A 10685-nucleotide genomic window follows, 5' to 3' on the forward strand; every position below is an offset into this window, starting at 1 on the left:
GGGCCGAAGGGTAGAACGAACAGTATCACCCCAGACTACCGAAAGCGTGGAGCAAACCGGCCCCACGCTTTTTTGTTTGTCGGGCCGGGTATGAAAGGGGCAGTCGGTGGCTGAAATGCGGCGAGTTCCATTGATCGTTCTGGGCGTCGGGCAGGTCGGCAGCGCATTTCTTGCCCAACTGCTGCATGTGCGCGGACATTTGCAGGCACGTTACGCGGTGGACCTGTGCCCGGTGGCGCTGGCGGATTCCAGCGGGGTGCTGTTCGATGCCAACGGGGTGAGCGATCACGATCTGAAGGTGCTGCTGGCACAGAAGGCGGCCAGGGTGCATCTGGGCGAGCAGCCCGGCGCGTTGGAGGCGATGTACGCGCGCGAGCTGGTGGCCTACGCGGCGGGGCAGGGCGTCGAGGAGGCGATCGTAGTCGATGCGACCGCCGCCGCCGGGATGGAACCCGCGCTGCGACACGCGCTTGAGATCGGCTATGGGGTCGTGTTGGCGAACAAGCGCCCGTTGGCCGGCGCGTGGGAAGACTCGCGGATTTTCTTCGAGCACCCGCGTGCGCAGTTTGAAGCGACGGTCGGCGGTGGCCTGCCCGTGCTGGCGACGCTGCGCGCGATGGTCGATACGGGCGACCGGGTGGAGCGCATTGAAGGCGCGCTGAGCGGCACGCTCGGTTACCTGTGCAGCCGCCTGGAAGATGGCGAGGCGTTTTCGGTGATTGTGGGTGCGGCGAAAGCGCGCGGCTACACCGAGCCGGACCCGCGCGAAGATCTCAGCGGCGTGGACGTCGCGCGCAAGATGCTCATTTTGGGACGCACGGCGGGCTGGTCGCTGGAGTTGGGGAATCTGACGGTCGATCCGCTGTACCCGTCCGCCATGGCGGAGATGAGCGTGGAAGACTTTATGTCTGCGCTGCCCCGGCTCGACTCGGACTTTGCGGCGTATATCGGTGCGCTGGCGGGCGTGCCGCGCTATCTGGCCGAGATTGGGCCGGAAGGCGGGCTGGTCTCCCTGCGGATGGTCGGGGAGCGGCTGGCGGCGCAGTTACGCGGGCGGCTGAATCAGGTCACGTTCTGGACCCAGTTATATCACGACCGGCCCCTGACAATTTCCGGGCCGGGCATTGGACGGGAAAATGCCGCCGCGGCTCTCTTGCGGGACTGTTTGCAGTTGGCACGCACCGCGGCGCAGCGCTGAGACGAGGATCGATGCCTCATATGGACGAAACACTGTCACAGCAAGCTGCTGTTCCCTGGTCGCAGCCGGGGTGGATGGAAGACGTCACCGCGTGGATCATGGCCCGGTTGGGCGAGGTCGGGTTGCTGCCCACCGGCCCCATCGAGCAGCCGCATATCCGTCCCTGGTCGACCGTGCTGCGCGTGCCCACGACGCTTGGGCCGGTCTATTTTAAGGCGACAGCGCCGGTTTTGAGTCACGAACCGGCGGTGACCGTGGCGCTCGCTCGCTGGCGTCCCGACTGTATGCCGGACGTGCTGGCGTCGGATACGGCGCACGGCTGGATGCTGATGTCCGACGCAGGCGCGACGCTGCGCAGCCAGGTCAAATCCGTCGCGGATCTGAGTCACTGGTACGCGCTGCTGCCGCTGTATGCCGATCTTCAGATCGAGATGGCCTCGCGCGTGCCCGAACTGTTGGCGCTGGGAGCGCTGGACCGGCGGCTGTCGGAACTGCCGGGACAGGTCGAGCGGCTGCTGGAAGACACGCCCATGCTGTGCATTGGCGAGCCCGACGGCCTGACGCCCGACCAGTTGCAAACCCTGCGCGACCTGATGCCGCACTATGCGGAACTGTGCGCGGAGCTGGCTTCGTTTGGCCTGCCCGAAACACTACACCACGAAGACTTCCACGACGCCAATATTTTTGCGTCCGATGGGCACTACGTTTTTTTCGATTGGGGCGAAAGCGGTGTGGCGCACCCGTTCTTCAGCCTGTTGGTGACGCTCCGCAGCATCGCGTACCGGCTGGATCTGGCCGACGATGCGCCCGAACTGGATCGTTTGCGGGATGCCTACCTGGAACCGTGGACGCGCTACGCGCCGCACGACGATCTGGTGCGGGCATGTAGTCTGGCAACTCGTCTTGCCATGCCTGCACGGGCACTGACTTGGCACCGCGTCCTGTCCGTGTTGAGCGCAGAGGATCGCCAAGAAGATGCTGATGCGGTCCCTGGATGGCTGCTCGAATTTTTGGATGCACAGGCGCGCGCCGAAGGGTAACCCGGCGCTCGCTTTTTATTTTGCGCGCGGTCATGGCCGCAGGTCGTGACGCCCGCTTGTGATGAACGCGATGAATCTGGCACAGACCGCGAGCCTGTTGCTGGCCCGCAGGAGGATACAATGGCGCGGATTACAATGAAGTTTGGTGGAACCTCCGTGGGCAGCCCGGAGGCCATCGCCCAGGTGGCGGAAATTGTGAAGGATGCGGTCGATCAACAGCACGAGGTGCTGGTGGTCTGCTCGGCTATGAGCGGCGTCACGAATCTGCTCACGGAGGGGGCCAATACTGCCGCGGCGGGCAACCCGACCCGCTATCAGGCGATTGCGACCCAACTGCGTGAGAAGCACTCCAACGCCATCCGGCAGCTTTTGCCCTCGGATGTGGAGCGCATCTCGATCCGTGACGAGGTCGATTCGCTGATCGACGAGTTTGAGACCTTATGTTATGGGATCTACGTGCTGCGCGAGGCGTCGGCCCGCGTGATGGACAAGGTGACGTCGCTGGGCGAGCGCATGTCGATGCCGATCATCTCGGCAGCGCTGCGCCATCTTGGCGTATCGAGCACGACCATCAGCGCGAGCTATCTCATCGTGACCGACAGCCAGTTCCAGAACGCGGGCGTGTTGTTTGAGGAAACGGAGCGCCGCGTGCGCCGCGAGTTGGCGCCGGTGCTGGCGCAGCGCATCGTGCCGGTGGTGACTGGTTTCCTGGGCGCGACCCGTGACGGCGTGATCACGACGTTGGGGCGCGGTGGCAGCGACTATAGCGCCGCTATCCTGGGGGCATACGTGGACAGCGACGAGGTGTGGATCTGGACCGATGTGGACGGCGTCATGACGACCGATCCGCGCGTCGCGCCCGATGCGCAGGTGCTGCCTGTGCTGTCCTACGGCGAAGTTGCCGAGATGGCGTATTTCGGCGCGAAGGTGCTGCATCCCAAGACGGTGCAGCCGCTCGTGGACCGTAACATCCCGATCCGCGTCAAGAACACGTTCAACGCGGCCTTCGATGGCACGCTGCTCACGCACGAGGAGCACATCACGCCCAGTACGGTCAAAGCCGTGACCGCCATCCGCGACGTGAGCATGATCACCGTCGCCGGGCGTGGCATGGTAGGCGTGCCGGGTATTGCCGCCCGTACGTTTGCGGCGGTTGCCAAGCAGAACGCCAACGTATTGATGATCTCGCAGTCATCCAGTGAGCAAAGCATCTGTTTTATCGTGCCGGAAAACAAGAGCGGCGCTGTCGTTGAGTCGATCCAGGACGAGCTGGCGCACGAATATGGCCGCCAGGATATTCAGCGCACCTGGGCCGACGATGATGTCGAAATCGTGACAGTCGTGGGAGCGGGAATGCGTGCGACGCCCGGCGTGGCCGCGCGCGTCTTCGGGGCGCTCAAAGAGGCGAGCGTCAACGTCCTGGCGATTGCGCACGGCGCGAGCGACTACAGCCTGTCGATCGTGGTGCGCGCGGCGGACACGGAAAAAGCGGTGCAGAGCATTCACCGCCTCGTGGTGCTCAATGGCATCAGCAACGGTCACGCGCCCGAAGCGCTCAAGAGCGCGGTGTCCTAGCTCGTCACGTTCAGAGTTGAGGGCGTTTCGTAGGGCGGTGCTTGCATCGCCCTTTTTTGCGGAGTGAAGTGTTGGGGGATATTTACCTATAGCGTTCGGGTAGAAATTGGGGTTTGAGAAAAGAAAAGCGGCGACCGCTACCGGGTCGCCGCTTTGTGATCCTGCCACAGCCGGTCGAGGTAAGTCCCGACCAGATCGGACATCTTTTCGACTTCGACCAAAAACGAGTCGTGGCCGAACGGCGCGTGCACGTGATGGTACTCCACGCTGCGACCGAGGGCCGTTAGCGTTTGCACCAACTCCTGCGATTGGTGCGCGGGGTAGAGCCAGTCGCTCGAAAATGTGATCACCTGGAACTTTGCTTTGACGCGCTCCAATGCGGCGCGCAGCGAGCCGTAATCGGCGGCGATGTCGAAATAGTCGATGGCCTTGGTGATGTAGAGGTAGCTGTTGGCGTCGAAACGGTTGACGAACTGCTCGCCCTGGTGCTCCAAATAGCTCTCGACGGCGAATTCGGGCGTATCGAACGTGTATGGGATCTCGTCCGCGCTTTGCAGCCGCCGTCCGAATTTCTGCTCCAGGGACGCTTCGCTCATATAGGTAATGTGCGCCAACATGCGCGCGACGCTCAGGCCGCCTGCCGGGGCGGGGCCACCATAATAATCGCCGTGGTTCCAGTTCGCGTCCGCGTAAATGGCCTGTCTGCCCGACTCGTTGAACGCGATGTGCTGCGCCGAGGATCGCGGGGTACTCGCCATGAACAGCACCGCACCGACGCGCTCCGGGTATGCCACCGCCCATTGCAGCGCCTGCATGCCGCCCATGCTGCCGCCGCCCGTCGCGAACAGCTTTTCGATGCCCAGATGATCCAGCAAATGCCGCTGCGCCTCGACCATATCCGGCACAGTGACGTGCGGGAAGCGCAGGGCGTAGGGTTTGCCGTCCGGCGCAGTGGACGACGGCCCGGTGCTGCCCTGGCAGCCGCCGATCACGTTCGAGCAGATCACGAAGAAGCGGTTGGTGTCGAACATCTTACCGGGGCCCACCGCCTCATCCCACCAGCCCGGCTTTTCGCTGGCCTGCGACGTGTGATAGCCCGCGACATGTGCGTCACCGGACAGCGCATGGCAAATCAGGATCGCGTTGCTGTGGCTGGCGTTGAGCGTGCCGTACGTCTCGTAAGCGAGCGTGAAGCCTTCAAGTGTTTCGCCGCTGCGCAGGTGCAGCGGCGTATCGAACTGGGCGTATTGGCGCTTGACGATCCCCACGGAACCGGGCCGCGAGCGCCGGTAAGTCGGCTGCGGCCTGGGGTGGCTGATCGTCTTGCGCGTGGTAGTCGAGTCAGTTGTCATGACCATGATTGGTGCTGCTGCCTTTACCGGGTTCAAAGCTCGCCGGGGGCGTGCGCACGCCCCCGGGAGAATAGACTCTTGGAATGGTTTACGGAACTGCGACCGGCTTGACGCCTTGCGCCACCGTGAGCGCCTGATCCAGGTCCCACAGGATGTCGTTGATGTCCTCAATGCCGACCGCCAGCCGCACGTAGTCGTCGGTCACGCCAGACGCGACCTGTTCCTCGGGGCTGAGCTGTTGGTGCGTGGTAGTCGCGGGGTGGATCGCCAGCGAGCGGGTGTCGCCCACATTCGCCAGATGCGAGAACAGCTTGAGGCTGTCGATGAACTTGCGTCCACCTTCACGCCCGCCCTTGATGCCAAAGCCGAGCACTGCGCCTGCGCCCTTGGGCAGATATTTCTTGGCGCGCTCGTAGCTTTCGTGGCTGGGCAGGCCGGGGTAGTTGACCCACGACACCGCCGGATGCCGTTCCAGGTATTCCGCGACGGCTTGCGCATTTTCGACGTGACGCTGCACGCGCAAGGCGAGTGTTTCCAGCCCGATGATGTTCAGGAAGCTGTTAAACGGGGCCTGGCTGCCGCCCAAGTCGCGCAGGCCGACCACGCGCGCCCGCCCGATAAAGGCCGCCGGGCCAAGCACGTCAGCCAGCACCGCACCGTGATAGGCCGGTTCCGGTTCCACGATGCCGTCGTGGCGTCCGCTGGCCTTCCAGTCGAACTTGCCGCTGTCCACGATCACGCCGCCGATGCTCAGGCCGTGCCCACCGATCCACTTGGTCGTCGAGTGCACCACGATATCCACGCCATGCTCGAACGGGCGGCACAGGTACGGCGTGGCGAAGGTGTTATCGACCACCACCGGGATGCCGTGTGCGTGCGCGACCGCCGTGATGCCCTCGAAGTCGGGGATTTGCAGCTTCGGGTTGCCGATCGTTTCCAGGTAAATCAGCTTGGTCTTATCGTTGATCAGCCGCTCGAATGCTTCGGGGGTGTTTTCCTCCACGAAGTGCGTCGTGATACCCGCGCGCTTGAGCGTATACGCCAGCAGGGTGTACGTGCCACCGTACAGTGCGCTGGTTGCGATCACTTCGTCGCCGCTGTTCGCCAGGGTGAGCACGGTCAGCGTTTCCGCGAACTGGCCCGACGCCGTCGCCAGCGCCCCGATGCCGCCTTCCAGCGCCGCAATGCGTTCCTCGAACACGGCGTTGGTCGGGTTCATGATGCGGGTGTAGATGTTGCCCGGTTCTTGCAGCGCGAACAGCGCCGCCGCGTGATCCGTGTCGCGGAATTGGTACGATGTGGTTTGGTAAATCGGGACGGCGCGGGCGCCTGTGGTCGGGTCTGGGGAGTAACCCGCGTGCAGAGCCTTGCTGTTGAACTTCAGGGTGTGTTCGGTGTGACCATTAGTGCCTGACATGTTCGTGCCTCCTTAGGGCGGTTGATGGGTCGATTAGCAGCGGTGAACCCCATTTCCCCGAGGAAACAACAAAAAAGTCCTTCCCCGGAGAGAGAAGGACTTGAACATAGCGATATCTGCCAGTCCCCTCTCATCTTCCAGAAGATTCTGCCGGAATTGGCACCACTTTCGGAATCCGAATGGTTGCCGCGGTTTCAAAGGGCCGGTCCCTCCACCGCTCTGGATAAAAGGGTATGCTGCTATTCAATTGGTAACTGGGAGACAGATTATCATGGCCTAAAAGATTTGTCAACAGGGTTCTGAAAAATTCATCCAAAAATGGTTCGGGGACATTATGAGGTGAAAAGTCGTTCCAAAACGGGCTAAATTGATCGCAAAGTGGGCATTTTACCGAAAACCGCCGCGCCTTCAGGCCGGATTTGATATCCCCTGTGATGGGGCCGGAGTCTATTTGGCGGAAAGCGCCGATGGTCGGCGGGTGGTGAGTATGGTAACGTTGTGCCACTGTGAAAGCATCCCGTGATCAGAGGTGAACCTATGGCAAGCAGGCAGAAACAGATCAACGTTGCCGTGCTGGGAGCAACCGGCGCGGTCGGCCAGCGCTTCATTCAACTGCTTGAAGGGCATCCCTGGTTCCGCGTGACTGAGCTGATTGCAAGCGAGCGCAGCGCGGGGCAGCGGTACGGCCAGGCGACTCGCTGGGTGCTGTCCGGCAATCCGCCCTCCCACATCGCGGACTGCGAGGTGCTTCCGCTGGATGCGGATGTGCAGTCGCCCATTGTGTTTTCGGCGCTGCCCAGCGACATCGCCAAGACCGTCGAATGGCGGCTGGCGGAGCAGGGTCACATGATTTGCTCCAACGCCAGCGCCTATCGGATGCAGGAAGACGTGCCGATCCTGTTGCCCGAAGCCAACGCCGAGCACGCCGCGCTGATCGGCGTGCAGCGCCGCAAGTACGGCTGGAGCACGGGCGGTGTGGCGACCAACTCGAACTGTACGACGGCCCCGGTCGTGATGGCGTTCGCGCCGCTGCGCCAGTTTGGGATCGAAGCCGCGCAAGTCGTCAGTATGCAGGCGATCAGCGGCGCGGGCTATCCCGGCGTTTCCGCTTTGGACATCACCGAGAACGTCGTCCCCTACATTGGCGGCGAAGAGGGTAAGGTCGAGACGGAGCCGCGTAAGATGCTTGGCGCGCTCGACGGCGAGCAGATTCAATGGCTGGACTGCGTGATGAGCGCGACCTGCACGCGCGTCCCGGTGATTGATGGGCACCTCGTGGCGGTGTCGGTGCGCTTCGTGGAGGACGTGACCGAGGCGCAGATCCTGGAGGCGTGGCAGTCGTTCCGTGGGCCCGATCCGGTTCCCGGTCTGCCGACCGCGCCGGAACAGCCGGTAGTGGTGCGCTCCGAGCAGGATCGTCCCCAGCCGCGCCGGGACCGCGACACGGGCGGCGGCATGGCGACCGTGGTGGGCCGCCTGCGCCCCGATCCGGTGATCGGCGGCTGGAAGTTCCTCGCCATTGCCCACAACACCATTCGCGGCGCGGCAGGTTGCTCGATTTTGAACGCCGAGCTGCTGGCGGAGACCGGCTATCTGGAATAGGCAGATCTCGAAGGATATGGGCTATGCCGTACAGGGCGTCTCAGAGCAGATCAACCCACGCCGGGCTGTCTAATCTGCGCCACAGGTCCGGCAGGGTGTCGAGCCTGACCGAAAACAGGTGCGCGGGGCAGTGACAGTCGGAGGCGCCAAACCGCGGAACCGGCACGCCGCTGCCGGGAAAGGCGCGGATCGTCTCCGCCCACGTGCATTCGAGCCGTTCAGGGCTGGTGCGCCACCACAGGCTGCGCACCGGAATCGCGCTCGTCAGCGCGTCGATGTGCCAGTGCTGCGGCTTGTCGGGGTGCAGGTGGCGGTTGACCCGTGCATGCAGTCCGCCGGGGCCGTGCGCGCTGCCCACGTAGGCGACCCAACCGGGCGCGAGGGTGGAGGCTCCCAGCGTGCGGATGGACAGTTTGATCGATGTTTCCAGCCGCATGAATAGAACGTACGTTCCCGGCTGGCGCGGCAGGTCAAACGAGTGATGGATCACGGTTAATCGTTTCGCAGAGACAGGTTGCGACACGCGGCGCGCGTGGTATGATCACGATCATAACGCGGTACGTGCTGGTTGTCTCACCGATTGGTGATAAACGACCATGGCTCTCGTCGCAGCTATGCGCGATCATTCCAGGTGAAAGATTTGCGCATAAACTTTGGCTTCGATTTAGACACGAAAGAGAGTTTTCCCATGGCAACACTCGCAGTCAATAAGATCGAGGAGCTGCTCGGCGCGGACGCTGAGTACCTGCTCGGCCACACCTGCACCACCATCTCGAAGGACATGATCCACGTCCCCAGCCCCACCTTCGTCGATGACGTCTTTGGCCCGTCGGATCGTTCCGTCGCGGTTCTGCGCAGCCTCCAGCAGTTGTTCGATCATGGCCGTCTGGCCGGGACCGGCTACTTGTCGATCCTGCCCGTGGACCAGGGCATCGAGCACACGGCGGGCGCGTCGTTTGCTCCGAATCCCATCTACTTCGACGCCGAAAACATCGTCAAGCTGGCGATCGAAGGCGGCTGCAACGCCGTTGCGTCGACCCTGGGCGTGCTCGGCATCGTTGCGCGCAAGTACGCGCACAAGATCCCGTTTGTGCTCAAGTTCAACCACAACGAACTGCTGACCTACCCGAACAAGTACGATCAGGTCTTCTTCGCCAACATCAAGCAGGCCTACGATATGGGCGCGGTGGCCGTTGGCGCGACGATCTACTTCGGTTCGCCGGAGTCCAGCCGCCAGATCACCGAAGTCAGCGAAGCCTTCAAGGTGGCGCACGACCTCGGCATGGCGACCATCCTGTGGTGCTACACCCGTAACGACAACTTCAAGAAGGACGGCACGGATTACCACACCGCGACCGACCTCAGCAGCCAGGCGATCCACCTCGGCGCGACCATCGAAGCTGACATCGTGAAGCAGAAACTGCCCGAGACCAACAAGGGCGGCTTCAAGGACCTGAAGTTCGGCAAGTACAACGAGAAGATGTACACCGAACTCAGCTCCGATCACCCGATCGACATGACCCGCTTCCAGGTCGCCAACGCCTACATGGGCCGCGTTGGCCTGATCAACAGCGGTGGGCCTTCGGGCAAGGACGACCTCGCGCAGGCGGTCCGCACTGCGGTCATCAACAAGCGCGCGGGCGGTATGGGCCTGATCAGCGGTCGTAAGGCGTTCCAGCGTCCGATGAGCGAAGGCGTTGAGATCCTGAACGCGATCCAGGATGTGTACCTCAGCCCGGACGTGACCATCGCCTAAGCGCGCCGCGCTCGGGTTGTTTTATCTGAATTCTGGCGCAGGGGCAGCCGCAACGCTGCCTCTGCTCGTTTAAAGGGACGGTGAGTGTGGCAGGCGAGTTTTCGGTGAATCTGGAAGGGCGGGTGGCCCTGGTGACCGGCGCGGGCGAAGGCGTGGGGGAGGCGGTCGCGCTGGCGCTGGCACGCGCGGGCGCAGCCGTCTACGTGAACGACATCAACCCCGCGCGCACCGATGCGGTCATAGACGCGATTCGGGCGGCAGGTGGGCGCGCCGCAGGCCGGTCGGCGGATATCTCGAACCGCTTCCAGGTGGCGACAACGATCGAGCACCTGCGCGACGAGTTCGGCGGGCTGCACATTCTGGTGAATGCAGCGGGCGTCGAAAAGCGTGCCTCGCTGCTGACCGTGGACGAATACGACTGGCGGCGCGTGCTGGAAGTAAACCTGAACGCGGCATTCTTTTGCACGCAGCTGGCCGGGCGCGTCATGGCGGACGAGGGCGGCGGCGTGATCGTCAACGTGGCGAGCACGGCAGGCTATGCGCTGCCGCGCCCTGACAGCGCGCCGTACGTCACCAGCAAGGCCGCGTTGATCGGCTTCACGCGCGAGGCAGCGCGCGATCTGGCCGCGAAGAATGTCCGTGTGAACGCGGTGTGTCCAGCCAACATCGCCCCCGGCGAGGAACCGGTCGATCCAACGCGCGTGCCCCAGGGCCGCACCGGGCTGCCGGGCGAGGTGGCGAGCGT

General features: G+C 63.3%; 9 protein-coding genes and 1 riboswitch. Of the genes, 6 read left to right on the forward strand and 3 right to left on the reverse strand.

Annotated elements, in window-relative coordinates; all coding sequences use genetic code 11:
* The first annotated feature begins 115 nt into the window (after positions 1-115).
* The 3 genes from V7116_RS04110 to V7116_RS04120 all read left to right on the forward strand — a co-directional run bounded on the left by V7116_RS04110 (position 116) and on the right by V7116_RS04120 (position 3813).
* Positions 116-1198 carry a hypothetical protein gene (locus V7116_RS04110; RefSeq protein ID WP_324390669.1) on the forward strand — a complete coding sequence of 361 codons (1083 nt, stop codon included), beginning with the start codon at positions 116-118 and terminating at the stop codon, positions 1196-1198.
* A 20-nt stretch (positions 1199-1218) separates the two neighbouring features.
* The gene (locus tag V7116_RS04115; RefSeq protein WP_324390613.1) at positions 1219-2238 is read left to right on the forward strand and encodes a phosphotransferase; all 1020 of its coding nucleotides are present in this window, start codon (positions 1219-1221) and stop codon (positions 2236-2238) included.
* 120 nt (positions 2239-2358) lie between these two features.
* Positions 2359-3813: an aspartate kinase, monofunctional class gene (locus tag V7116_RS04120; RefSeq protein ID WP_324390614.1), complete on the forward strand. Its 1455-nt coding sequence runs from the start codon at positions 2359-2361 to the stop codon at positions 3811-3813.
* A gap of 137 nt (positions 3814-3950) precedes the next feature.
* On the opposite strand, the gene metX is transcribed toward V7116_RS04120, so the two are convergent.
* Positions 3951-5171 (reverse strand): homoserine O-acetyltransferase MetX, encoded by a 1221-nt coding sequence (gene metX / locus V7116_RS04125; RefSeq protein WP_324390615.1) that lies wholly within the window; start codon positions 5169-5171, stop codon positions 3951-3953.
* An 82-nt stretch (positions 5172-5253) separates the two neighbouring features.
* Positions 5254-6582 (reverse strand): O-acetylhomoserine aminocarboxypropyltransferase/cysteine synthase family protein, encoded by a 1329-nt coding sequence (locus tag V7116_RS04130; protein WP_324390616.1) that lies wholly within the window; start codon positions 6580-6582, stop codon positions 5254-5256.
* A 127-nt stretch (positions 6583-6709) separates the two neighbouring features.
* Positions 6710-6812, reverse strand: a riboswitch (SAM riboswitch).
* Between the two features lie 307 nt (positions 6813-7119).
* Between V7116_RS04130 and asd the strand changes: the two genes are divergently transcribed.
* The gene (gene asd, locus V7116_RS04135) at positions 7120-8184 is read left to right on the forward strand and encodes an aspartate-semialdehyde dehydrogenase (RefSeq protein ID WP_324390617.1); all 1065 of its coding nucleotides are present in this window, start codon (positions 7120-7122) and stop codon (positions 8182-8184) included.
* Positions 8185-8224: 40 nt separating this feature from the next.
* On the opposite strand, the gene V7116_RS04140 is transcribed toward asd, so the two are convergent.
* A complete protein-coding gene (locus V7116_RS04140; RefSeq protein ID WP_324390618.1) occupies positions 8225-8674 on the reverse strand; it encodes a GIY-YIG nuclease family protein in 450 nt (149 codons plus the stop codon).
* 198 nt (positions 8675-8872) lie between these two features.
* Here V7116_RS04140 and V7116_RS04145 point away from each other — a divergent pair, with 198 nt between their 5' ends.
* Positions 8873-9940: a class I fructose-bisphosphate aldolase gene (locus tag V7116_RS04145; RefSeq protein WP_324390619.1), complete on the forward strand. Its 1068-nt coding sequence runs from the start codon at positions 8873-8875 to the stop codon at positions 9938-9940.
* 86 nt (positions 9941-10026) lie between these two features.
* On the forward strand, positions 10027-10685 hold a 659-nt coding region (locus V7116_RS04150; RefSeq protein WP_324390620.1), incomplete at its 3' end, for an SDR family NAD(P)-dependent oxidoreductase.

It is taken from the genome of Aggregatilinea sp., assembly GCF_036822615.1.
Taxonomy (GTDB): Bacteria; Chloroflexota; Anaerolineae; order Aggregatilineales; family Aggregatilineaceae; genus Aggregatilinea.